Here is a 23,540-nt window from a genome sequence, read left to right on the forward strand (position 1 = left end):
CCCACCCCCACCCCCACCCCCTCCCCCGTCTGCCCCGTTTCGGCGGGGTCGGCGCCCCCGGGTGCCCCCCCGCCGGGGGGGGCCCGACGGCATGCCCGGTCCCCGCACGGTCAAGGGAAGGGATGGGGTACCCGCCGCAGGTCCTCCTCCCCGAGCGGCGCCGGAACCAGGCCCGCGCGGTGCGGCGCGGTCCGCAGGCGCGGCATGTGGAGTGCACGCTGCCGCTGCCAGCCGAAATCGATCGGCAGCAGCCCCGGGGCGAGCGTGGCCACCGTCCGCAGCCCGATCCGGCGCTGCTCCGGCGTGGTCTGGTCGACGGCGATCACGTCGCAGCCGACGCCGCTGAGCAGATCGCGCAGGAGCAGCAGGTCGTCGCGGAGGTCCCCGGTGCGCGGCCGGCGCTCCTGCCACCCGGCGAACAGCTCGGCCGGGGAGCCGACCCGGGGCGGGGCGAGATAGCCCGCGGCGTGCCGGCGCATCGCGGGCAGCCCGAACAGCGCCGCGTGGTCCGGCAGTCGCCGGACCAGGTCGAAGTTCTCGGCCATCGCGGCGAGTTCGACGGGCCGTTCGGCGACCTGGCGGGGCAGGTGCGGGATGTAGGTGAGGATCTCGGAGACGGCGGACTCGACCGCCGTCTCCGGGTCGAAGGACGCGCCGGCCGCGAACGCCAGTGTTCCCGGCCCGTCGTCACGGCGGACCGCGAGGCCGGTGACGACGGGCACCGGAAGGTCCACCCGGTTGTCGAAGACATGGACGTCGTAGCCCTGCAGCGCGGCCCGCGCCACCATCGCCCGCACCTTCCGGCCGGACACCGACGCCAGGTCGATCTCCGGCAGCGGCACAGAGCCGTACCAGCCCAGCAGGAAGGCGTCCCGCTCGATGAGCTCCAGCAGCCCGAAGAACACGGCCTCTTGCCAGGTCCCGCCGGTGGCACAGCCGTTGGAGCACTCGAAGACGAAGTTGTCCTCGCGGGTGCCGGCGCTGTAGTAGACGAGGCGGGCCGGCACGAGCACCTCACGCGCGTCGCGCAGTGACCAGCCGGTGACCCAGGGCAGGGGCCGGGCCGGGTCGAAGGGCTCGACCATCGGGTCCTGGGCATAGGTGCGTGGCTCGTAGAGCCCGCACACGCGCGGGTCGACGGCACGGTCGCCCAGCTCGTCGAGGGAGGCGGTGACGACCGGGGCCCGGTGGCGGCGGTGGGTGCCCGCGTACCGTTCCAGCCCTTCCAGGAACGCCAGATCGCGGCTGCTCGCGAAGGAGTTGGCCTGGCCGCTCCAGGTGACGTCGGTGAGGCCGGCGTAGCCCCGCATGAAGACGCTCCCGGCGACCGGCGCGGTCGTGGGCGAGGTGACGTCGATCCAGGTGCCGCCGCCGAGCACCCCGCACACCGGATTGGCCAGGCCCTTCACCGGCAGCGGGTGGTCGGCGGGGCCGCGCAGCCGGTAGGCGTCCGGGCGCGCCTTGGGACAGGGGGCGAGCGGTGGCGGGGCCGCGTCCTCGGCGGCCTGCCGGGCGGCTTCCTCGGTGAACGGACGGCAGTGCGGGCACATCGGCTCCGGCACCAGTGGAAAGGTGCGGACCCGAAGCGTTTCCAGGTCGAGTTCGGTGACCCGGGGGAGGGCGGCGTCGGCGCCCTCGAAGGTGTGCCGGGCCGTGCCGGAGGCGATCATGCGGTGCAGGGACCAGACCGCGTCCACCAGGTGGTCCGGCAGGACGGGCCACCGGCCGGCGGCGGTGGTCTCCGTTCCGGTCTCCAGTGCGTCGCGTTCGGTACGGGTGCGCAGCCGCTGGCGGCGCATGGCCAGACAGGTGCCGCAGGCAGGGTCCGCACCGGGCGCGCCGCCCCAGGGGCCGAGCAGCACGGCCTGGGCGGTGACATGGATGGCGGCCGTGCTCGGGGAAGGGGACGCGGGCCGGGCGGGTGTTTCGCCCAGGACGTTGGTGTCGCCGATGCGGGAGACGGACGGTGTGGGCAGTCCGGCCGCCGCGGCGCGGACCGCCAGCCGGGACTGGAGGTCCGCGCGCGCGGCCTGAAGGGCCGCCGTGACGGGTGCGGTTGCGGTGGTCATGCGCGGTTGCTCCAGCGGAAGATCCGGATCGCGATCAGCCCGAAGATCACGGTGAAGACGACGAGGCCCAGGCAGTCCACGGAGATGTCACCGAGGTCTCCGCGCCCGCCCATGGCGTCGGTGAGCCCGTCGTTGAGGTAGTGCAGCGGCAGGACCCTGGCGATGGTGCGCAGCCAGCCGGGCATGAGGTCGTCTGGAAAGAACGAACCCGACAGGAACGCCATGGGCACCATCACGATGTTGGCGATGGCCGCGACCGCCTCCGGGGTGTCGGCGACACTGCCGACGACCAGGCCCATGGCGAGGAACGCCGTGACACCGAGGAACAGCAGGGGAATCGCCGCCCACCAGGGGCCGTTCAGCCGCAGGCCGAAGAACGGCAGCAGGGCGACGGCGGTGAACAGCACCGTCTGAGCGGCGGCGACGGCCAGCGCCACGGTCCAGCGGGAGCCGAGCAGAACGCGCAGCGGGGTGGGAGTGCGCCAGATGAGGCGGAGCAGGTCGTCCCGGCGCCACTGCATCAGCGCGAAGCCGACGGAGAACACGGCCGCGTTGCCCACGCCCCAGGAGAGCACGCCCGGCGCGATGTAGTTGATGGACGACAGCCCGCCCTCCACTTGCTGGCCCTGGAAGATGAGGCCGAAGAGGATCAGGAAGGCGAGCGGGAAGGCGAAGGTGAAGAAGAGGGTCGTCTTGTCGCGCACGCTCGCGACGTAGGTGGCCCTGGTCAGTGCGGCGTACGCGCTCAACGGTGGTGCTCCGATCCGCTGCCGGTCAGCGTCAGGTAGGCGTCTTCGAGGGTGGGGGTGCGGACGGTGACCGTGTCGATGTCCACGAGGTCGCCGAGGACGGTGAGGACGCGGTTGGGTACGGTCGTCTCCAGGGCCAGGTCCTCACCCTCGACGGTGGCCCGGTCCACGCCGTCCAGCGCGAGCGCGGCGTCGGGGGAGAGCCGGGCGGCGGGGACCAGCAGCCGGGTGGGTGCGGCGAGGGAGCGGATGAGGCTGCGGGGCGTGTCGAGGGCGACGACCCGGCCGGCGGCGATGATCGCCACCCGGTCGCAGAGCGTTTCGGCCTCCTCCAGGTAATGGGTGGTGCAGATGATCGTGCGCCCTTCCGCGCGCAACGAGCGCAGGACGGCCCACAGTTCGCGCCGGGCCTCCGGGTCGAGTGCGGCCGTCGGTTCGTCCAGGAAGATCAGCTCGGGTTCGTGGAGCAGCGCGGTGGCGATCGCCAGGCGCTGGCGCTGCCCGCCGGAGAGGTGGTCGACTCGGGCGTTCTCCTTCTCGGTGAGCCCGACCCGTTCCAGCGCCGTGGACGCGGTGGCCGGGGCCATGCCGTAGAGCGCGGCGACCGTGCGCAGGTGCTCGCCGGCGGTGAGCCGGGCGAAGAACGCCGACGCCTGCGTCTGCACGCCGATCCGGGCCAGCAGCGCCGTGTCACGCGGCCAGGGGCTCTGCCCGAAGACGGTCACGGTGCCGGAGTCGGCCTCGCGCATGCCCTCGACGATCTCCACCAGCGTGGTCTTGCCCGCGCCGTTGGGCCCGAGGATGCCGAAGAACTCGCCCTGCCGTACGTCGAGGCAGACATCGTCCAGGGCCGTCACCTCCCCGTACCGCTTGGTGACGCCGTCCAAGGCGACGACCGTCTCGGCGGAGCTCTTGCCAGGGGCCGTCCCGGTCTTGCTGTCGGGTGCGCTCATCTCGTCTTTCCTCGGTCGGTTCCGTGGGGCAGGGACGCCCGGGGGCCGTGCGGTGCCCTGTGCCGGGGCGGGGCGCCCGGGCGGAGGAACGGGGGGTGCGGCGGGGGAGGGGCCCGCCCTTCCGGAGCCGTTCGCGGCGGGTCCGGCGCGCCGGGCGCGGCCGGCCGCGCCGAGGGCCCACAGCAGCAGTACGGCGGCCAGCAGGGCGGGAGGCAGCCACCAGGCGAGTGTCCCCAGGGTGTCCGGCAGTACGGCGTGCAGCACGGCCCCGCACAGGGCGAGGAGTGCGGCACTCTGCATGGCGGTCAGCAGCGCGAAGCCGCCGTAGAGCAGTCGCAGCCGGGGCGGGTACCCGGCCAGGCCGGGGCCACGGCGGATCAGGGCGCCGGCGGCACGTTTCGTGAAGTCACGGCCGGCGGTCGCGAGCTGGACGACGCCGAGGGCGTGGCCGAGGGCCCGGTAGCCGTCGAGGGGCGGCAGCGGCAGCAGGTTGGCCAGGCCGCAGGCCGTCCCGAGGAAGAGCAGCGCGCCGAGCGCCGGGCGGGCCTGGGCGTCCGCGGGGAGCAGCGCCCACACGGGGTAGAAGGGCACCAGGAACAGCAGGTTGGCGAAGACCCCGGCACAGGCGGTGGCGACCTTGCGGCCGCGGCTGCCGAGGAACTGGACGTCCTCCACCGTGCAGTAGAGGTAGGTAGCGCCGAGCACCCAGCGCAGCCCGATCTCGGTGACCCGTCCGCCCCAGGCGCGTGCGAACAGGCCGTGGGCCATTTCGTGGAGGGCGAGGCTGCACCACAGGAGGCAGCCGACGGCGAGCAGGATCACGGGTTGCCGGGCGGTCTCCTCGGTCTGCCGCCACAGCGTGCCGGCCTGCGCGGCGACGGCGGCGAGCAGCGCGGCGGCGAGTACGACGAGCACGGTCAGCACGGCGGGCCGCCGGGCGGGAGCGGTGGCCCGGTACAGCCGGTCCATCAGCGCGGGCGCGTCGGCCACCAGTCGGGTCCGCCCGGCGAGGATGCCGTTGGGCCGGTGGCCGGCCGCGTCCGCGGCGGGCGACGCGGACGGTACGGCGGGCGCGGGGGCGCCGTCGAGAAGGGCGCGGCCGTGCAGCAGCCGGAGCATCTGCCCCCACTGTGCCTCGCCGAGGCGGGCGCCGAACGCACCGGCGTACTCGTCGCCGATCTCGCCGAGGCTACGGCTGCCGTCGAGGCGGGCGATGATGAAGTGCTCCTTGGGACCGACTTCCAGGCGCCGTCCGGTGCGCGCGTCCTTCAACAGGTGGATGCGGGTCGTGCCGCGCACCAGGCTGGGACCGAACACGACGTCGCTTCGGACCCGCGGCCGGGCGGAGAGAAACGCCTCCGCGCTCACCGCTCGCCTCCCGCCGTATCCGATTCCTTCGCCGTCACCGCGTCCCCGGCCGCCTCGTCGCGCAGGGCGCGGGCCAGGACGTAGGAGAGGAACGCCTCGTCGCGGACGGTCGTGCCCAGCCGGTTGTTGGTCATGTGCATGTATGGCGAGAGCAGCATGGACAGTGCGTGGCCGGGGTCGGTGGGGCGGATGTCGCGGCTGCCGTCCCACGCGCGGAATGTCAGCTCGCCGCGTACCGCCAGCGCCTCGGCGCGGTCGCGCAGTTCGGCGCAGTGGGCGGCCCAGCCCCGCAGGAACACGGGGAGCCGCTCCGGCTCGGCCTGGGCCACCGCGTCGCGGATGTGCCGGAAACGCTCGGGCAGGCTCGCACCCATGGTGGTGTAGGCGCGGTCGTAGCCCTGGTCCGCCGTGTAGTTCGTCCCGCTGAACGCCTTGTTCCAGAAGGCGTGGTAGCGGTCGAGGAAGGCGAGCAGGGTCTCGTCGTCCCGGTGGAAGGTCCCGGACATGACCATCATCAGCTGGGCGGAGAGCCCGAGCAGCACGGTCCGCAGGTGCAGGTTCATGCTGCGCACGGCCTCGATGACCAGGTCGCTGGAGTGCTGGAAGTGCCATTCGGCGAGCGCGACACCCGTGGGCCCGCCGTACTTGCCGTACTCGGGCTCGTAGGGCCGGTCCTCGAAGGTGTTGTTGGGGCGCAGCAGCATCCGCCCGTCCGGGCCGGTGAACTCGGCGCGCTGGTCCTCGGTGTACTCCAGCGTGAACAGGGTCTCGTACAGCTCGGCGAGGAAGCCGGCCTTCACCTCGTAGAGCGCGGGGCGTTCGCGCAGGAAGGCGGCGAGGGCGGCGTGCGCCCGCTCCCGGACGGCACCCGCGTCCGCGGCGCGCCGGGGCCGCAGCCGCAACCGCACATGCGGACCTTCCAGCCAGTAGTTGATGAAGAAGTACCCGGCGAGCAAGCCCTCCTCGGTGAGCTCGTCCACCAGCGGTCGGACGCACCGCAGCAGCAGCGGGCGGGGACTGGCCGCGTAGAAGACGTGCACGGCCAGCCAGTCGCCGGGAGCGTCGCCGGCATCCGTGCCCGGGGCGCCGGGGCCGGCGGAGGGAGCGGTGGGCGCGGTGGGTGCGGTCATCGGATTCGGTCCCCTTCGGACGGTCCGGCCGGGCCGGGCAGCATCTCTACGGCGAGTTCGGCGACGTGCCGCCCGCGTGGTGAGGTGACGTGGAGATCGCACTCCTCGGGGAGCATCTCCTCGAAGACCGTGCGGGCGGGCCGGCCGGTCAGCAGGGCTTCGAGCGCGATGAGGGACAGCGGGCTCTCGAAGTCCACGTACTGCGGCTTGGAGCCGCCGGACCAGCCGCCGGCTGTGCCGTCGGCGCTCTCCTCGTGGACGGTGGCGAAGACCCGTGCGGGCATGCCGTGCCGGGTGCGCCAGCGGTGCCAGGCGAGGTACCAACCGGCGTCGGAGGCATCGGGTGTGCGCACCGGGAGGCTGCCGACGGCCGCTGTCCAGGAGCGCCGCCGCAGCACCAGGGAGTGGTGGCGGACCCGGGGCCGCCGGGTGACGCCCCCGTCCTCGAGCCCCGCCGGCACCCCGCGCCAGACGTCCGGCACGGACCGGGCGGTCGGCGCGAACAGCAGCAGGGTGCGGGGGACCTCGGGCAGCACCATGGGGACGAGATAGCCCAGGTAGAGCGGGACGACCTCGCGGTCCAGGCGGCGAGAGCGCAGCAGCAGCCGGTCGCTCTCCGCATCGTGCACCGCGTAGAGGTCGTCCAGGTGCAGCCGGGCCTCCTCGTGGACCGTGCTGTGCTCACCTGGGCAGACGATCTCGTAGTCGGTGAGGCGGCCGTGCAGATTCAGGTTGGTCGTGGCGGCGCCGGCGGTGACCTCGGCGAAGACCGCTCCGGTCGGCAGCAGACCGCGCAGCTGCGCGCGCAGAGCGTCGGAAAAGCCGGGGCCGCCCGTGCCGTGGCCGCCGTCGAAGCAGTGCGTGAAACGGGTGAAGGGGAAGCACAGGCCGCCGAAGGAGTCGTTGAGCACGACCAGCGGGTCCGTCTTCCGGCGGGCCAGCTGGAGGAAGTGGCAGTGCGGCTGGAAAGCGGGCGCGGCATCGCTCAGCGCCTCGGCCACCTCGTTCACGGCGTCGTCGTCGAGAACCAACTCCTCCGAGTCCGGCGGCAGTTCGGACCACTTCGCGCGCATCCGGGCGGTGAGTGCCGCACGCGCCCGGTCGATGGCGCTGATCTCCGGCATGCCGAGCCAGTTCTCCTCCGGCGTGTGGCCGCCGTCCGGGAGGCGGTCGTCCTTGGCCGCGGTGAACTGCAGGTACTGCCGGAAGATGTCCTCGTGGAAGTCGTGGACCAGTCGCAGCAGGTCCTCGCACCGCCCGCCGCGTCCGAAGCGGGCGAGGAAGAAGCCCTTCAGGGTGAGCCGTTGGGGCAGCGCCACGTCGAAGGCGGGCAGCATCCGCTGGATCGAGCGGAGCGGGGCGGCGGCGAGCGCGGTCCACTCGGCGAGGCCGGCGGTGACGGCGCCCGCGGACACGTCCTCGTACACCAGGGTCCGCGGCAGCACGGGCCGCTGGGCACCGAGCTCGGCCTGCAGGGCGCTCAGGTCGGTGCGGAGCGTGGTCAGCAGCGCGCGGCGGCCGGGCACGTCCGCCCGGGGATACCGGGCGAGGACGTCGGCCGTGGCGTCCAGGCGAGCGGCGAGCTCGTCGGCCCAGGGCCGTTCGAGCGCGCGCAGCGACCGCTGGAAGCCGCGCAGCGGGTCCCTGTCGTGCACATCGGTGGCCAGGGTGGGCAGCTGGAGCATGCCGAGGTCGAGCAGAGCGGTCAGATAGTGTCCGGCCGTCTCGGCGTCGGCCCCGGTCGCATCGGCCAGCCAGCGGGCCAGATCGCCGTGGCGAAGGGTGCCCTCGTGGTCCCGCAGCAGGGCGAGCATCTGGTCCAGGGTGCCCTGGCGGCGGAGGAAGACGAGCCGGTCCTGGGCGGTGTCGAAGCTCACCGGGGCGCTGTCGTCCCCCGCGGTGACGGCCCGCTGGACGTAGCGGACCCGGTCGTCGTCCAGCTTCCATCCCGAGGCCGGACCCACCGGCAGATCGGCGCGGCGCCGCGGGTCGGCGGCGACCAGTTCGGCCAGACGGGTGAGGACGACGACGTTGAGCCGGCAGTGTCCCGTCCAGTCGTCGCCCACATGGGTGACGGCCGGCGGGCCGTCCGCTCCGGCCGTCTCGAACGTGCCGAGGGCGACCCCGGTGAGGGTGCTGAAGGGGCTGGTCTTGCAGGCGGTGCGGTACACGTAGGAGAGCAGTGAGCGCTCCATCTTGCGGGCCCGTCTGCCGGGTACGGGTGCCGGGTCGGCGGCGAACGCGTCGAGCCGCTCCTCCAGGGTCGGCGAGGCCAGCAGCAGACCCTGCCGCAGCCGGTCGTCCAGGGCGAGTCGGCGCAGGGCGGTGCGGGTGCGGGCGAGCCCGGCCGCCAGCACGGCGTCACCCTGCTCGAGCAGTCCGGCCCAGCGGACCCGGGCGTCGAGCCAGGCCGAGAGGTCGGCGCCGGTGCTGCCGCCGATACCGGCGGCCAGCGCCCGGGCCGCGTCGAGGTCGCCCGGCAGGCGGTTGTTGAAGACACTACGGCGCAGCGCGAGCAGTCGGCGGCGCAGTGCGGGGTCCGCGGTGGCGCCGACCACGGCGGACAGCGGGTCGCTGAGCGCGGCGCCGAGGGCGCCGAGCCGGTCCTCCTCGGCCGCGGTCCGGGCGGCCCAGTCCGCCACCTCGGGGGCGCGCAGCGCGACGGCGGTGCCGGCCTGCAGACCGGCGACGCGCAGCAGGAAGCGGTTGTGCAGGGCCGTGGACTCCTTGGTGGTGACGGGGGTGTTCTGGGCCGGGCTGGTGGCGGTGGGGCTCACGCCCTCCCCCTTTCGTGTCGGTGTGCTGCCGTACGCCGGCGGGCCGCCGAGCGGCGCGGCAACGGGGCGGGACGGGACCATGGCGTCAGGGCGCGACGATGTCGTAGCGGTAGTCGGCGGGGCGCGGGCGTTCGTGGCCGATCATCATGATCAGCAGCGGGATCTCGCCCCGCTCGGACAGCCCGAGGTGCTCCTCGAAGGAGACGCTGTCGAAGCCGAGGGCGACCCCGCAGGCGGTGCCGGCCGCGGCGGCGGCGGTGTAGACGGCTTGGGCGGCGGCCCCGACGACGGCGTTGACCAGGCGGTAGCCGCGGTCGCCGACGGCGTCCAGCACGGCGTGGGTACGGGCGATGGGCACCAGGACGGCCGCGGCCTGCTCCACGTTGTAGTTGGCGAGGAAGTAGTTCTCCTGCAGGAAGGCACCGTGGTCACCGGCCTTCATCAGCACCAGATCGCCGGTGTCCCGGTCGTACTCGTACAGGCCGGCGGGCACCTGACGGACGTGGTTGACGAAGACGCACAGCCGGGTCAGCGGCGCACCGCCGGGCGACTCGGTGTCGCTGTCCAGCGTGCCCGCGGCCACGGCGGCCCGCAGCGCGGCGGACAGCCGGGCCGCGTCCAGCGGCTCGCCGGCCGTGAACCGCCCGAAGCTGCTGCGCCGTTCGCGCAGCGCCCGGCGCACGGGAACCTCCAGCGGCGCGGGAGCGGGCAGCGGCACGCGGTCGCCGGGCACCGTGGGAGCGGCGAGGGCGCCGTCCAGGGCGCCGGGGCCGGGCCGGTCGGCGGCGCCCTCCAGGGTGGCGGCGTGGATGCGGTGCAGCGTCGGGAAGGACAGCACACGACGGGACTTCTCGTCGGGCAGCCGCCGCACGCGGGCGCCCGGCGTCGGCGGTGCGGGCGTCGCCGGATCGGTCCCGGCCCAGCGCAGCGGTACGACGGCGAACACCCCGTCCTCCTCGGGAGCGAGTCCGAGAAGCCGGCCCAGGCGGGGTTCGTCGAACCAGAAGGCGCTGCCGAGACGGAGGCCGTGCGCACGGGCCCACATGCGCCAGGTCTGCACCAGGGCGCCGATGTCCATCGTCACGGCGTGGTAGCAGAAGCTGTTGTATTTGAAGGAGTTCTGCCAGAACGTCACACCGAGGACGAGGAACTGGTCGGTCCCGGCAGCCTCTTCCAGGTCGCCGAGGGCCGCACGGACCTCTTCGGTGACATCGCCCGACAGCAGCCGGGTGACCCGGTGGTGAGGGGTGTCGTAGTAGTACACGCCCGGCGTGAGGGGGCCGCTCGCACCGCTGACCCAGTGCACGCCGACGGGGTAGAGGCCGCCGCCGGAGGCGGTGCCGCGGGACCAGTTGGCGTGGGAGTAGAACGGCAGGGAGCCCAGGTCGGTGTTGGCCTGGACGGCCAGGCGGCGCCCGGTCAGCCCGTAGGAGTCACGGAGCATCGCGCCGAGCAGGGGCAGGGTGAACGCTCCGGTGCCCGGCCGGCCGAACAGGCCCCGGTCCAAGGTCGCGTCCTCGGCGCAGCCGCCGTCCGGCAGCGGGAAGGACGGCGCGCCAGGGAAGTACTTGCCCTTGCGCGGACGGTCGGACCAGTCGGGGACGAAGTCGGCCGGCTCCATGGCGACCCGGCCCCGCCGCATCACCGCCGTCGCGTACTCATGGGCGTATCCCACGGTCAACCCCTCTTCTTCTGCTTCTGTCGGTCTGGGCCGGCCGCCGCGGCTCGGGGTGCCGGGCGCCGGAGGGTGGGTGGTGCCGAGGCCGGGGCCGGTGTGGACGGCCGAGTGGTGGTTCGAGGACGTCGGATGAGGGTTCACGGGAAGGGATGCGGCGCCGGGTTGAGGTCGTCCGGCGTCAGGTCGGCCTCGCGCAGTCCGGCCTCGCGCAGTGCGGTGCGGGCCCGTGGCAGATGCGGGCCGCGCTGGCGGCCGAAGCCGAAGTCGATCGGGATCAGACCGGGGACCAGGACCTTGACCGTGTGGAAGCCCAGGGCCCGTTGCTCGGCGGCGGTCTGGTCGACCACCACCACGTCGAACCCCCTGGCGGTCACGGCCTCGACGCAGGCCTCGACGTCGTCCCGCAGATCGGCCGAGGGAACCAGCGCCCCGGGCCCGGAGGCGAGCGAGGACAGCGGCACCCGGTCCGCCTCGTTGCGGTCCCGCAGCAGGAAACCGGCGTACCGCCCCATCTCGGGCAACCCGTACAGCAGTGGGTGGTCGTGGAGCACCCGCACCTCACCGAAGTCGTCCGCCATGCGGCGCAGCCTGCCCTCCTCGCGGGCGGTGCGGCGGCGCAGGTTGACGGAGTCGGTGGCGATCTCGCAGAGCCCGGCGGCCAGCGCGGCCTCGGGGTCCAGGGAGGCGCCCGCGCCGAAGCAGAGCAGTCCCGGCCCCCCGTCGACACGTTCGGCGACCGCGGTCACCACCGGCACCGGGAAGGTGACGCGGGTGTCGAAGAACCGGGCCCGGTAGCCGTACATCGCCAGCCGGTCGACCATGGCGCGGGCCGCGGGCCGGGTACTGCTCGACGGGTCGATCTCGGGCAGCCGGGCGCGGCCGAACCAGGCCAGCAGGAACGCGTCGCGCTCGATGGTCTCCATCAGCCCGTGAAGCACGGCCTCGGCGAGGCAGCCGCCGGAGGCGCAGCCGTTGGAGCTCTCCTGGACGAAGCGCCGCCGGATGCCTCCCGGGGCGTGGTAGTACGCGACCACCTCCGGTACCAGGACCGGCCGGTCCTCGCGGAGCGACCAGCCCCACACCCAGTCCACCGGGCGGTCCGGGGCGAAGCGCGGCACGTCCGGTTCGGCGGCGTGGAAGGCGTCGGAGTACAGGCCGGTGACGCGCGGATCGACGGCCGTGTCGCCGAGGTCGTCGAGGGCGGCGGTCACCACGGTGCGCTTGGCGCGGGCGCGCATCCCGGCGTAGCGTTCCAGGCCCTCCAGCAGCCCCACCCGCACGCTCGCCCCGTACGCGCCGGTGTGCCCGCCCCAGTAGCAGTCCCGCAGGTAGGTACCTGAGCGAGTGGTGAAGGCCCCGACCGTCGAGGAGGTCGAGGCGGACGTCAGGTCCGGTACGACGGACGGCCCGAGCATCCCGGTGACGGGGTTGGCGAACGGCTCGGGCGTCACGGCGTAGGCGTTCAGGGGGCGCAGCCGGAAGCTGTCCGTGGCGCATACGGGACTGGGCTCCAGGGTGATCCGGGCGGCCTCGGCGCTGTCGTCGTCACGCGTGGCGCAGGACGGGCACTCACCGTCCGGCACCAGTGGGAACCGGGTGACGCGCAACGTCTCCAGGTCCAGCAGCCACACCCATGGGTGGCGGGCCGGGCGGGGCTGCCGTACCGCCGCCGTGACGAGGGCGGACAGCGCGTCCACCACGAAGTCGGTCTGCCACGGCGGGATGCCGGTGGCCCGGGTGGGCCCGCCGAGTTCCAGGGCGTCCCGCAGGTACCCCGCCCGCACCGCCTGCCAGCGGCGGGCCAGACACCCCGGACAGCCCGGGCCGTCTTCCGATGCCACCGGGCCGACCACGGCCTGATGCCCGTACAGCCCGATCGGTACGGTGCCGGAGAGGAACTCCTGTGGTCCGTCGCCGAGTACGTCGCGGCAGCCGAGCGGGGTCACCACGGCCGGCGGTGTGCCGGGGCGGCGTTCCGCCCGCCGTGCGAGGGCGGCGGTGAGGGCGGCGCACACCTCGTCCCACGGTCCGGCGGCCACGGGTCTTGCCGCAGTGGCCGCGTCGCCCGGCGCGGCCACCGTCTCAGCCGGCACGGTGCGCTCCGCGGGTGAGCACCACGCGCATCACGTGGATGTCGCCGGCCGCGAGATCCGGAGCGGACACCGCCGCCGCGAACGCGTCCCGGCCGGCGGCGGCGAACGAGTCGAGCACCGCGGCCCAGGTGGTGGCGGTGTCCGGCAGCGGTACGGCGCCCTCGGCGACGAGGGCGGCGGCGTCCAGGTCGGCCCACAACGAATCGCCGGTGTCGGGTTCGTCCGCGGCGCGGCGCAATTGCTCCGCGCCGAGCAGGTCGCGCAGGGCCGGCAGGACGGCGTCGCGGTGCCGCAGCCCGCTGCCGGCGGCCCAGCGCACCGCACCGGTGGCCGGGTCGGTGAAGCGGGTCAGGGCGACGGGCAACAGGCCGCCGCCCGCGGCCGTCAGGTCGAGGATCTCGACGGTGACGCCGAGGTTCTCCGCCGAACGGAGGAGGAAGAGCGTCTCGGGTTCATCGGTCAGGGAGGCCGGGTCGACGAGGGGCACCGGGGCGGTGCGGCGGACGGCGCCGTGCAGCGCGTCATGGGCGAGAGCGGTCGCCAGGGCGCGGGCGAGCGCGGTCCGAGGGCTGCCGGCCGCGCCGGTGCCCGCCGAGGTGCGCTCGAACAGGCCCACCTCGTTCCAGCCGCCGAGCGTACGTACGGCGCCCGCCGGCACCAGCACGGTCCGGCCGTCGATCAGGGAGACGGCCTCGCAGAAGTCGGCGACCTGGTGGGCCGGTACGTCGAGACCGCTGGAGACGGCCAGTTCGGCGGGCGCGACACGCGTCCACTTGCCGTCGGCCGCCCGCAGGGCGCCGGCGTCCAGCACCCGCGGCGGAACCACGTGTTCGGCGTAGACCTCGGCGGCCCGGAACAGCGCGGTGAGGCGGGCGCCGGCCACGGTGTGGATGTCGGCGGCGCAGACCCGGCGCACCCGGCCGGGAGCCGTGCCCAGGCGGACGGTGCTGACCTTGAGCGGGGTCTGCTCCCAGTCGTCGTCGGCGAACGCGGTGAAGACACCGGCCCTTTCGTGGACGAGCACGTCCCGCTGCTCCAGGGCCGCGAGTTGTGCCTTGGCGGCGTCCTCGTCGGCGGCTCCGTCGGCGGGCGGCGCGGCGGGCCGGTCGTCCGCTTGGGGGGTGCGCAACAGGTCACCGGGAAGGCCGGCGGGCTCGGTCGCGCCACCGCTGTCCGGGGCCGCGCAGTACGGGCAGCCGGGGTGCGGCAGCAGCGGCTCGGTCAGCACGTCGAGGGAGTCCAGGTCCTGGACCACGACCTGACGGCGCGTCTCGGCGGGCAGCGCCTCGGTGACCAGGCGGAACACCTCGAAGGCCAGGAGGTTGCCGAGCATGCCCGCGAGCGGTCCGGACACATCGGGCGGGGGAGGGCCGAGCGGAGCGGCGGGACCGACGGACGCCCACAGCTCCGCGCTGTCGGCGGCGTCGGCGCCCGCACCGAGCCGCAGGGCGGCGCAGCACCAGCAGCCCGGGGTGCCGGCGGTCATCACCGGGCCGACGACGGCACGCCGGCCGAACGTCCAGGCGCCGAGCAGACGGCGGCCCGCGGGCACGCCGTCGGCCAGCAGCCGCAGCAGTTGACGGCGCCCGGTGGCGCCGGTGACCAGGACCGTGTCCCAGCCGTCGAGGTCCTGCCAGCCGTACGTCCCGGCTTCACCGGCTCCCGCCGGGCCGGCCGGCGAGGTCCGGGCGACGGGCGGACGCAGGCGGACCAGCCGGGGGGCGCAGCCCGCCTCGGCGAGAGCTGCGGCCTCCGCGTCGAGATCGGCCGTGCCCGCCACGCCGTGGAGTTCAGGCCGGAGTACGTCGTGCGGCACATCGGGCTCGGTGAATGCCACGGCGGCGCAGCCGTTGCGGAGCAGGCCCAGCGCGGCCCACCGGGCCAGGGCGTCGTCACCCAGGACGGCCACCGGGGTGGAGCGGAAGCGCAGGAACCGGGCGGGCGCGTCGTCCGCGTAGTGGTCGAGATAGTCGAGCTGATCGGCGAAACGCTCGGTGACCTGCGCAGGCAGCACGTCCGCCGGAGGTCTTGGCCCGGCGTCCCGGGCGAAGCCACGCGCGTAGAGCGCGTGCACGAGTTGAACCACCATGTCGCGCTGCTTGTCCCCCAGGCCGGCGCACAGTTCCTCGACCAGGTGCTCGCCGTCGAGGTGGGGCACGATCAGTGCCGCGAAACGGTAGGCGGACTGCGTGACGACGTTGAACCCGCCGTGGGCGTTGTGGAAGAGCACCCCGGACGGAGTGCGGGTGAACAGGACGTCCCTGCGGATGCGGGGGCGCGTCCGAGCGATCTCTTCGTAGGACGCGGGAGCATGGGCCATGAGGTGCGTAACCTCCGAAGTGCGTGGGGGGTGGTCAGTCGACGGTCGAGGGCGGCGGGCCCGTCGCGTCGGGAGGGGCGGCGGCCCGGAAGCTGGTGCCGGCCGCCTGGACGAAGGTCCGGAGCAGGTCGTGGACGCGGTAACGGCCGGACGGGTCCTCCTGCAGCAGCCCGGCGTCGACAAGGGCGCGCAGGACCAGGGAACCCGGGGCCGGGGGAGAGGCACGTTCCAGGCCCGCCGGTGCCGTGGGAGTGGTCGGCGGCGGCACGCCCGCGGGAGGCAGTTCGGCGTGGCCGCCTGCCGACTCGCCGCGCAGTACGGCACGTTGGAGCTCGCGCAGCGTGGGGCCGGGCTCCACGCCCAGCTCGGTGCCGAGGTAATGGTGGATCCTGCGGTACTCGGCGAGTGCCTCGGCACGCCGCCCTGATCGGTACAGGGCCTCGATGAGCAGGGCCGAGAGGCCCTCGTGCCCGGGATCGGCCCGCACCGCGTCGCGGGCCTCGGCGATCATCTCCCGGTGTCGCCCCAGACGCAGCTCGCCGTCGATGACGCGCTCGACGGCGAGCAGCCGCTCCTCGGCCAGGCGCGGCACGTGGTCGCGATGAAGCTCGTCGGAGTGGACGTTGCCGAGGGGCGGCCCCTTCCACAGGCTCAGTGCCGTCCGCGCGAGACGTAGCGCCGACTCCAGGTCTTCGCTGACGTCGGCTCGGGAGAGTAATGCGCGGAATCGGAGCAGGTCGAGGGTGTCGGCGTCGGCATGGAGCCGGTAGCCGCCGGGCACGGCCTCGATGGTGTGGTCGGCGACGCCGTACTTGGCGAAGAGCCGGCGCAGCCGCAGCACGCATGTGTGCAGCGCGGACCGGCCGCCGGCCGGCGGCCGGCTCCCCCAGACCACGCGCTGGAGCAGTTCGGCGGAGACGACGGTGCCGGGGTGCAGCAGCAGCGCGGCGAGAAGCGAACTCGGCTTGGAAGGCGGTAGCACGACCGTCTCGCGAGCGTCGGTGATGGCCAGCAGACCGAGCACCAGGAACCGCGGGCGGCCGGCGGCCGGCGCAGTGGTTGTCTGATCGGAGTGTGCGCCCTCGGGCGCCGGATTACCAGTTTTCACCACGGCCTTTCGCATCACACGGTCGGTTGACCGTCAACATGGACCGTCAACAGCCATACAGAACAAGGCAGTTGACTAGACCAGGGGTGTGGTCGTGAACAACTGCGCTCGCCGAAGGGGAAGTTAGATTCGAACAGGACACCGCGTCCAGGGGTCGGGGCGAAACAATGGGCTGCGCGTGGGATACCCGGAGCCTTCCGTTGTCCGTGGCGCAACCCGGGGTTGGCGGGCCTCCCGAAGGGGCATGCTCGACGAGTGGAGTGCGCGGTGCCCCCCAACGCCCGCACCGGAGGAGGACCCATGCCCTGGTGGGCGCTGTTCCCGGTCGTCTTGACGATCAGCGGGCCCGTCGCTCTGTACGTCATCACCCGGCGCAAGCGCCGATCCGACGATGCCGACGAGCGGTATCAGGAACTCTCGCGCGACTACACCGCTCTGCTGGGGGCGGTCCGCCGGGAGACCTCCGGGGAGGAGATCTCGCCCCGTGAACGCGGCACGGGGTGAAGGGGTGCACTTCGTGCTCGTTCCCCGGGTCGGACCGTGTCGAGCGCGACAGCCGAGTGCACCCCATGACCCGTAGTCCCCGTGGACGGCGGCTACCTGTGGCGGCGCGTGGGCCGGATGGGCGCGGGGGCGGAGCCGGCCGGTTCGATGATCCGTGACTGGACGTGCTCGTAGGCCATGGTCGTCTGCACGTCGGCCACCTCTCGTCGTTCTGTGAGGCGGTCGATGACGAAGGCGTACACACCGTTCACGTCCGGCACCGCGATGTGCAGGAGAAAATCGTAGGCGCCGGAGGTGACGAACATGGCGATCACCTCTGGGAGCCGCTGCGCCCATTCCCTGAATCCCTCGATGACGGCCCGGGCCGGCGGGCGGATCCGGACGGAGATCAGCGCCTGCACGGGCCGTCCGGCCGCCTCCAGGTCCAGCGCCGCGTGATAGCCGGTGATCAGGCCGCGCTCCCGCAGCAGCCGTACCCGTTCCAGCGACGTCGAAGGCGAGACGCCCGTCTTCGCGGCCAGATCCCGGTTGGTCTGCCGTGCGTCGTTCTGCAGCTCCCGCAAGAGAGCCAGGTCGACCGCATCAAGTTCCATACTTCCGCCTGGTTGCCTCATATAGTTCGCTGGATCATCCAATGCAGTGAACTAATACCTAGCCTAATCGCCCATGAGGCAACAGAAGCACAGTTTCTCCAGCGGCGCGGGACTGATCCTCGGGGCTGCGCTGCTGTGGGGCACCGTCGGACCCGCACAGGCCCTGGCCGGCATCCCCATGGGCCCCCCGGCCCTCGGGGGATGGCGTCTGCTGGTCGGCGGTGCGGTGCTGGGTGCTCTCACCCGGCGCCACCTGCGGGCCCTGCTCCCCGCGCTGCGGGAGGGCCGCCTGGCCCGCCACCTGCTGATCTGTGCGGCGGCCACCGGCATCTTCCAGGCGGCCTTCCTCTGTTCCGCCGCGCGCACCGGCGCCGCGCTCGCCACCGTTGTCGCCCTGGGCGTCGCTCCCGTCGCCACCGGTCTGATCGCCCGGTCCGTCAACGGTGAACGCCTCACGCGGACGTGGACGATCTCAACTGCCGCTTCCGTGACCGGTTGCGCGCTGCTGCTCGCGCCCACCGGTGGCGGCGTCGACGCCCTCGGACTGCTGTCCGCCGCCGCCTCGGGCGTCTGCTACGGCCTGTACACCGTCTACGCCAAGCGGCTGACCACCGACCGCCCTGACCTGCCGCTGCCCGCGGTGTCGGCCCTTTCGCTGCTGCTGGGCGCCCTTCCGCTGGTGCCATGGATGGCCACCGACTCTGCCGCGCTCGGGCAGAGCGCGGCGCTGGGCCTGATCGCCTGGCTGGGGGTGGCCACCACCGCCGTGGCGTACTGGCTGTTCTCCGCCGGAATCCCCTCCACCAGTGCGGCGGCCGTGGGGACCCTCAGCCTTGCCGAACCCCTCGCGGCGTTCTTCCTCGGCGTCTTCGTCCTGCACGAACAGCTCACCCCGACCGCCGTCGTCGGTAGCCTGCTGATGCTGGGCGGACTGGCCGCGGCGTGCCTTCCGGCCTCCGGCACACGAAGCGTCACCGCACCGGGCGAGCCTCAGTCGCCGCCGTCAGGCGGCCCCTCCGGGCCTCGCCCGCAGGAGTACGGTCCGTGCCCACAACCGAACTGACCACCCCGAGCCCCCTCGTCGGCGACCCTGTTGCGCATATGGCGGCGCGAATGCCGCAGTGGTTCAGCCTGTGGGCGTGCCGATCTGGTTGCGTTCGAGCGCGGAGCGCAGTTGTGAGAGTGCCTGTGCGGCGGCTGACGCCGAGGAGATGTCGAGAGCGTTCCCGATCAGCTCGGTCAGTGCTTCGGTGACGGTTTCCTCCGCCGCGTCAACGAGTTGTGAGCCGTTGTCGGTCAGGGCCAGCAGTGAGGACCGACGGTCGGATGGGTTCGGCTGCCGGGCGGCCCATCCCTGCTTCTCCAGGCGGTCGACGCTCTTGCTGGTCGCCCCGATGCCGATGGCGAACTCGGCGGCAAGATCCGCCACGCGGGACCCGGGGTGGTCGCGTAGGTAGCGCAGGGCCTCGAACTGCGAGGTGACGATCCCGTGCCGCTCACGGAGGCGGTCGTTGAGGGCGTTGTACAGACGCGTCTCGCATCGGACCAGGTCGGCGAAGAATCCGGGGAGGATGGCCGCTTCATTGCTCAACTTGGATTCCTAGGCATATAGTTCTTTGGAAGTTACTTCCTAGGAGAGCATACCGTGAGCAAGGAACAGCGCGCCCAGGTCGACGCGATGATGCGGCAGCCGCGCCCCGAGGGGCCCCGGTCGGTCGAGGCGATCCGCGCCGGATTCAAGGCGCTGATGGCCCGGATGATCGTGCCCGACAACATCCGGACTGCGCAGACGACGCTCGGCAACCGACCCGCGCTGCATGTCGAGCCGGACGCCGGGACGCGCGCCGGGACGATCCTGTACTTGCACGGCGGCGGCTGGGTGTTCGGTTCTCCCGAGACCGCCCTGTCGCTGACAGGACACCTGGTGGCCAAGACCGGCTTCAGGGCGTACTCGGTGGACTACCGGCTTGCCCCCGAACACCCGTTCCCGGCCGCGATCGAAGACACACTGAATGCCTACCGCGCCCTCCTCGACAGCGGCGAGGACCCTTCGGCCATCGCGTTCGCCGGCGACTCCGCCGGCGGCGGCCTCGCCGTCACCACCTGCCTCGCCGCCCGTGACGCGGGTCTCCCGCTGCCCGCCGCCATCGTGGCCTTCTCCCCGGGCCTCGACGCCACTCGAACAGGCGAGAGTATGGACACCAAACAAGACATCGACCCGATCTTCACCCGCGAGGCCGTCGAACACACCGGAGCCATGTACCTCGCCGGAGCCGACCCGCACCAGCCGCTACTCAGCCCGGCCGTCCTCGCCGACCTGACCGGCTTCCCCCCGACGTTGATCCAGGTGGGCACCAACGAGATCCTGCTGGACGACTCCACCCGCCTGGCCGCTCGCGCAAGGGCAGCCGGAGTGGACGTCATCCTGGACGTCACCGCCGACGTGCCACACGTGTTCCAGGCGTTCGCCGGAGTCCTGGACGAGGCAGACGAGGCACTGGACCGCGCGGCTCTCTTCCTCAGCCAGCGCATCCGCACCAAGAGCCCAGCGCACACGTCAGCAGCCTAGGGCCGACCCCGGCGGCCAGGGCCAACCGGGCCGGAGCACTCGGGGTGAGGGCTGACGGTGGGCCGGTGGTGCCGGCAGGGTTGGTCGTGCGGTCGGTTCTTTCCTGTTCCCCGGCCGCGGGGGTGGCAGGGCGTCTCGATGGAGCCGTGGCCGGAGCCGGATCCTGTGGTGGCGAGGGCGGTGCGGGCGAAGAACTACGGGCGGCAGGTGCCGTTGCCGGTGGCGGTGCGCGACCGGCTTGGGGAGCTGTTCCCGGACGGCGAGTTCGCTCAGGCGTTCGGAGTGACGAGCCCGGCCGGGTGGTCGCCGGGGCGTCCAGCGCTGGTGACGGTGTTCCAGATGGCGGAGAACCTCACCGACCGGCAGGCCGCCGAGGCGGTGCGGGACCGGCTCTCGTGGGCCTACGCGCTCGGACTGGACCTGGCCGACACTGGCTTCGACTTCACCGTGCTCTCCCAGTTCCGTACCCGGGTGGTCGAGCATGGGCTGGAGGAGAAGGTGCTGGGCCTGTTGCTGGCTTGTCTCGTCGAGCAGGGCCTGCTGAAGGCCGGGGGCAAGCAGCGCACCGACTCCACCCATGTCGTCAGCGCGGTGCGGGACCTGAGCCGCCTGGAGCTCGCGGGCGAGTCGGTGCGCGCGGCGGTGGAGGCGCTGACGGTGGCCGCCCCGCACTGGATCGCCGCTGTGCTGGACATCCCCGGATGGGCACGGCGCTACGACACCCGCATCGACACCTGGCACATGCCCGATGATGGCGGCCATGCACATTCGCATCGACGCCGACAGCCTGCCCGGCATCACCTGCCCACCCGGAGCGCCCATCGACGGAAGTGAACAGGTGTACCGCAACGTCCACGTCGCCGTGCAGCGCCGCGACCGCCGCGGCGAATTCCTCGACCCGTACCCCGGTGACGCGCCCTTCGCGACGTGGACCCTGGAGTGCACCGCTACCGCCTCACCGACCGGCACGGACGTCACAGGCCCCTATGTGCAGGGCAGGCGGGGCGAGCGGTTCATCTATCTGTCCTGGGTCACCGTGGACCGAGCCGGGACTCCCACCATGTTCCGCCGTGCCAAGCTCATGCTCGCCGCTGTCCCCGCCGAGGTCCTCTGCGCCGCTATGCACGGCGGGCTGCTGGTCGGACGCCTCGGCCTCACCGATGCGCGAGGCGGCCCGTTGTGCGCGCGGGTTGTGCCTCCGCAGATCACCTGGACCGCCGAAATGATCCGGTGATCGACGGCGGAGCCGCGAGTGCCGCCGTTCGGCGGCGTGCTGGTGGGCGCGAACGGTGGTGGGGGAGGCCGGTTCGGACCGAGACCTGTCGCGCGGCGAGGCTGCGTGGCCTGTAGGACCATGAGGGAAGACATGGCCTGGAAGCGGCCCGGACGGGTTCATGGCCGGGAAGGCGGAACGGCAAGATCACCCTGCGTACGGAGGCCGCCGACCGCAAGGTGCACGCCGCGGCGGGCGAACACCGGTCCGCGGTCCCAGGCGTCACGTCGGGCAGACATCGGTCCACGACACGGTGGTGCCCCTATGAAGTTCAGACCATCGGCACTGCGTGAACGATGACTCCGGCGGCGCGGCGAGCCCGGAACGAGCCCGCATACCCGTGCCCCGACCCAGGACGGCGCTGATGCAGACCTTCCTCCCAGATCCCGATTTCCGGCGCTCCGCGCTGCTCCTGGACCGCCGTCGGCTGGGCAAGCAGCGGGTCGAGGCGCTTCAGGTGCTGCGCGGCCTGACCGTCCCCGGCTACGGCTGGCGACGGCACCCGGCAGTCCGCATGTGGTGCGGCTACGAGGAGGCACTGGTCCGTTACGGGCTTGAGGTCTGCCGGGTGTGGCGGGACCGAGGACACCAGGACAGCTGTGCCGCTTCACTGGTCGCCGGGTACGCCGCATGCAGACCGGGCGCCGCCGTACGGGAGCAGCGCGCTCTCGCGGCTGCCGGGGAACTGCCGCCGTGGCTCGGTGACGAGGCTTTCCACCTCAGCCACCGGTCCGCGCTCGTGCGGAAGGACCCCGACACCTACGCGCCCGCGTTCCCCGGCGTTCCGGACGACCTGCCGTATGTGTGGCCGTCCTCGGACAGGAAGGGTGGCGATGTGCCGCCGGGTCTGTGAGGCACGGCGGCGGAAGCGGCAGCCCTGGGCGCGAAAGCGATGCTCTCCACCGTGTCGTGGTCGATAGATCCAACGTCCCGTTGTCATGGGGGGTTTGTGAAGACGCCGTCGACCATCTCAGCGTTCTCGACGCAGGCTTTCTGGCGTAGCACCGCAACCGTCCACGGCGAAGCCCTGGCGCAGCTCGTCCTTCGTGCCGGCGGGCCTGGAACTCCTGGTCGGACGAGCTTTCGGGCCGGCCGGGCTCAGGGCCGTCGGCGGAACGGGGCGAGCGTGGCGCGGACGAGGTCGGCGGCGCCCCAGTCGGGGTCGAACTGGGCGATCACGGCCAGGTGCTGGCGCAGCTGGAGGATGGGCATGCGGGCGCGCCAGTCGCGGTCGAGCCCGGTCAGCTCGGCGTACAACTCGAAGAACACGCGCGCCTCGGGCGGCGGCGCCGTCGTCCACAGGTGGGCGAGGTCGACCTCGGCCCACGTGTATGACACGGCCGGGTCGATCAGTGCGGGCCGGCCGTCGGGGGCCGCCATGACGTTCAGCGCCCACAGGTCGCCGTGCGTCAGGCACGCGGGCCTGGCCGGAAGCAGTTCCGGCAGCCGGTCGCACAGCCGCTCCAGCGCCGCCCGGTCCGCGGTGTCGAGTGCCTCCTGGACGCGACGCTCGCCGAGCCAGCGCAGCAGACGGTGCCGGGCGAAGAACTCGAACCCGTCGTCGGTCCAGGTGTTGACCTGACGACGGCGGCCCAGCCAGTTGTCCCGGAGCCATCCGAACCGGGGGTGCCGTGTGGTGGTGTGCAGGCGGGCGAGCGCATGCGCGAGCTGCTCCCAGAAGGCCTCGGTACCCGGCCGGGCCTGCAGCACGGACAGCACCAGAAGGTCACGGTCCGCGTGGATGATCTCCGGCGTCGCGATGCCGCCCGCCTCGCGCAGCACGGTGAGCCCTTCGGCCTCCGCGGCGAAGGTGTCGTCCGACGGCGCCTCGTCGAACGCCTTGACGAACATCGAGGTGCCGTCCGCGCGGCGCGCGAGCCCCGCGGTCGCGGCGAGGCCCCCGGTGGCCGGCTCCACCGCGACGACGTCGGTCAGGCCGACAGCGTACAGGCGTTTGAGAAGGAAGGACGGCGCGTCGATCACGGGTGTGCTCCTCTCTGCCGGCCACGCATCGTGGCGGTCGGGGCCGGGCCCGCGGCGGCTCACCCATCCTCCCAGGAGTCGATCACCGAGGGGAGAGCGCCGGCTCGGACCGGTGCCGGGGGATCGCTGCCGGCAGCGCAGAGGGACGCGGATCCCGCGCCGGGCACCCTGACGAAGAAGAGCCCGCCCCGGAACGCGACGTCATCGCAACGACGATCAGTAAGATGCTGCCGCGCCCGGGGAAGGCGGAACGAGGAGAGGAACGTGCCGGAGAGGTCCATCGAGTTCGGCAGATACGGGGCTCGCGGCATCAAAGGGTACGAGGCCGTCGCCCGGCAGCTCGATGCGCTCGCCGGATTCATCGCCACACCGA

At 73.0% G+C, this 23,540-nt stretch carries 18 protein-coding genes and 1 pseudogene; 7 read left to right on the plus strand and 12 right to left on the minus strand.

Going from position 1 to position 23,540, the window contains the following annotated elements:
- Positions 1-110: 110 nt before the first annotated feature.
- The 9 genes from ACWDUZ_RS37130 to ACWDUZ_RS37170 all read right to left on the minus strand — a co-directional run bounded on the left by ACWDUZ_RS37130 (position 111) and on the right by ACWDUZ_RS37170 (position 16,260).
- Complete coding sequence (locus ACWDUZ_RS37130) at positions 111-2,069, minus strand: TOMM precursor leader peptide-binding protein (RefSeq protein ID WP_451636244.1); 1,959 nt, start codon at positions 2,067-2,069, stop codon at positions 111-113.
- Positions 2,066-2,818, minus strand: a complete 753-nt coding sequence (locus tag ACWDUZ_RS37135) for an ABC transporter permease (protein WP_451636245.1) — start codon at positions 2,816-2,818, stop codon at positions 2,066-2,068. Before ACWDUZ_RS37135 ends, ACWDUZ_RS37130 begins: the two co-directional genes overlap by 4 nt.
- Positions 2,815-3,771, minus strand: a complete 957-nt coding sequence (locus tag ACWDUZ_RS37140) for an ABC transporter ATP-binding protein (RefSeq protein WP_451636260.1) — start codon at positions 3,769-3,771, stop codon at positions 2,815-2,817. Before ACWDUZ_RS37140 ends, ACWDUZ_RS37135 begins: the two co-directional genes overlap by 4 nt.
- 1,364 nt (positions 3,772-5,135) lie before the next feature.
- The gene (locus ACWDUZ_RS37145) at positions 5,136-6,269 is read right to left on the minus strand and encodes a lantibiotic dehydratase C-terminal domain-containing protein (RefSeq protein WP_451636246.1); all 1,134 of its coding nucleotides are present in this window, start codon (positions 6,267-6,269) and stop codon (positions 5,136-5,138) included.
- Complete coding sequence (locus ACWDUZ_RS37150; RefSeq protein ID WP_451636247.1) at positions 6,266-9,046, minus strand: lantibiotic dehydratase; 2,781 nt, start codon at positions 9,044-9,046, stop codon at positions 6,266-6,268. The genes ACWDUZ_RS37145 and ACWDUZ_RS37150 overlap by 4 nt, the downstream gene beginning before the upstream one ends.
- An 85-nt stretch (positions 9,047-9,131) precedes the next feature.
- Positions 9,132-10,721: a nitroreductase family protein gene (locus ACWDUZ_RS37155; RefSeq protein WP_451636248.1), complete on the minus strand. Its 1,590-nt coding sequence runs from the start codon at positions 10,719-10,721 to the stop codon at positions 9,132-9,134.
- Between the two features lie 140 nt (positions 10,722-10,861).
- Entirely contained in the window at positions 10,862-12,817 is a 1,956-nt protein-coding gene (locus tag ACWDUZ_RS37160) for a TOMM precursor leader peptide-binding protein (protein WP_451636249.1), read from the minus strand.
- Positions 12,807-15,137, minus strand: coding sequence for a TOMM precursor leader peptide-binding protein (locus tag ACWDUZ_RS37165; protein ID WP_451636250.1), 2,331 nt, complete (start codon positions 15,135-15,137; stop codon positions 12,807-12,809). The genes ACWDUZ_RS37160 and ACWDUZ_RS37165 overlap by 11 nt, the downstream gene beginning before the upstream one ends.
- 34 nt (positions 15,138-15,171) lie before the next feature.
- The gene (locus ACWDUZ_RS37170) at positions 15,172-16,260 is read right to left on the minus strand and encodes an AfsR/SARP family transcriptional regulator (protein WP_451636251.1); all 1,089 of its coding nucleotides are present in this window, start codon (positions 16,258-16,260) and stop codon (positions 15,172-15,174) included.
- Positions 16,261-16,545: 285 nt separating this feature from the next.
- Here ACWDUZ_RS37170 and ACWDUZ_RS37175 point away from each other — a divergent pair, with 285 nt between their 5' ends.
- The gene (locus ACWDUZ_RS37175; protein WP_451636252.1) at positions 16,546-16,749 is read left to right on the plus strand and encodes a hypothetical protein; all 204 of its coding nucleotides are present in this window, start codon (positions 16,546-16,548) and stop codon (positions 16,747-16,749) included.
- Between the two features lie 92 nt (positions 16,750-16,841).
- On the opposite strand, the gene ACWDUZ_RS37180 is transcribed toward ACWDUZ_RS37175, so the two are convergent.
- Entirely contained in the window at positions 16,842-17,342 is a 501-nt protein-coding gene (locus ACWDUZ_RS37180) for an Lrp/AsnC family transcriptional regulator (RefSeq protein WP_451636253.1), read from the minus strand.
- 73 nt (positions 17,343-17,415) lie between these two features.
- Between ACWDUZ_RS37180 and ACWDUZ_RS37185 the strand changes: the two genes are divergently transcribed.
- On the plus strand, positions 17,416-18,405 hold the full coding sequence (locus ACWDUZ_RS37185; protein WP_451636254.1) for a DMT family transporter: 990 nt from the start codon (positions 17,416-17,418) through the stop codon (positions 18,403-18,405).
- Positions 18,406-18,468: 63 nt separating this feature from the next.
- Here the strand turns inward: ACWDUZ_RS37185 and ACWDUZ_RS37190 are convergent, their stop codons facing one another.
- The gene (locus ACWDUZ_RS37190) at positions 18,469-18,933 is read right to left on the minus strand and encodes a MarR family winged helix-turn-helix transcriptional regulator (protein WP_451636255.1); all 465 of its coding nucleotides are present in this window, start codon (positions 18,931-18,933) and stop codon (positions 18,469-18,471) included.
- A 54-nt stretch (positions 18,934-18,987) separates the two neighbouring features.
- Here ACWDUZ_RS37190 and ACWDUZ_RS37195 point away from each other — a divergent pair, with 54 nt between their 5' ends.
- From ACWDUZ_RS37195 to ACWDUZ_RS37210, 4 genes are all read left to right on the plus strand, one after another.
- Complete coding sequence (locus ACWDUZ_RS37195) at positions 18,988-19,911, plus strand: alpha/beta hydrolase (protein ID WP_451636256.1); 924 nt, start codon at positions 18,988-18,990, stop codon at positions 19,909-19,911.
- A 138-nt stretch (positions 19,912-20,049) separates the two neighbouring features.
- On the plus strand, positions 20,050-20,745 hold the full coding sequence (locus ACWDUZ_RS37200) for a transposase (protein ID WP_451636257.1): 696 nt from the start codon (positions 20,050-20,052) through the stop codon (positions 20,743-20,745).
- Complete coding sequence (locus ACWDUZ_RS37205; protein ID WP_451636258.1) at positions 20,672-21,145, plus strand: DUF5990 family protein; 474 nt, start codon at positions 20,672-20,674, stop codon at positions 21,143-21,145. The genes ACWDUZ_RS37200 and ACWDUZ_RS37205 overlap by 74 nt, the downstream gene beginning before the upstream one ends.
- 403 nt (positions 21,146-21,548) lie before the next feature.
- A complete protein-coding gene (locus tag ACWDUZ_RS37210; RefSeq protein ID WP_451636261.1) occupies positions 21,549-22,037 on the plus strand; it encodes an MSMEG_6728 family protein in 489 nt (162 codons plus the stop codon).
- Positions 22,038-22,282: 245 nt separating this feature from the next.
- Here the strand turns inward: ACWDUZ_RS37210 and ACWDUZ_RS37215 are convergent, their stop codons facing one another.
- On the minus strand, positions 22,283-23,167 hold the full coding sequence (locus ACWDUZ_RS37215) for a fructosamine kinase family protein (protein WP_451636259.1): 885 nt from the start codon (positions 23,165-23,167) through the stop codon (positions 22,283-22,285).
- A gap of 264 nt (positions 23,168-23,431) precedes the next feature.
- Between ACWDUZ_RS37215 and ACWDUZ_RS37220 the strand changes: the two are divergent.
- A pseudogene (locus tag ACWDUZ_RS37220) lies at positions 23,432-23,540 on the plus strand (transcriptional regulator); the annotation flags it as partial.

The sequence above is a fragment of the Streptomyces sp. NPDC003393 genome, from assembly GCF_053589015.1.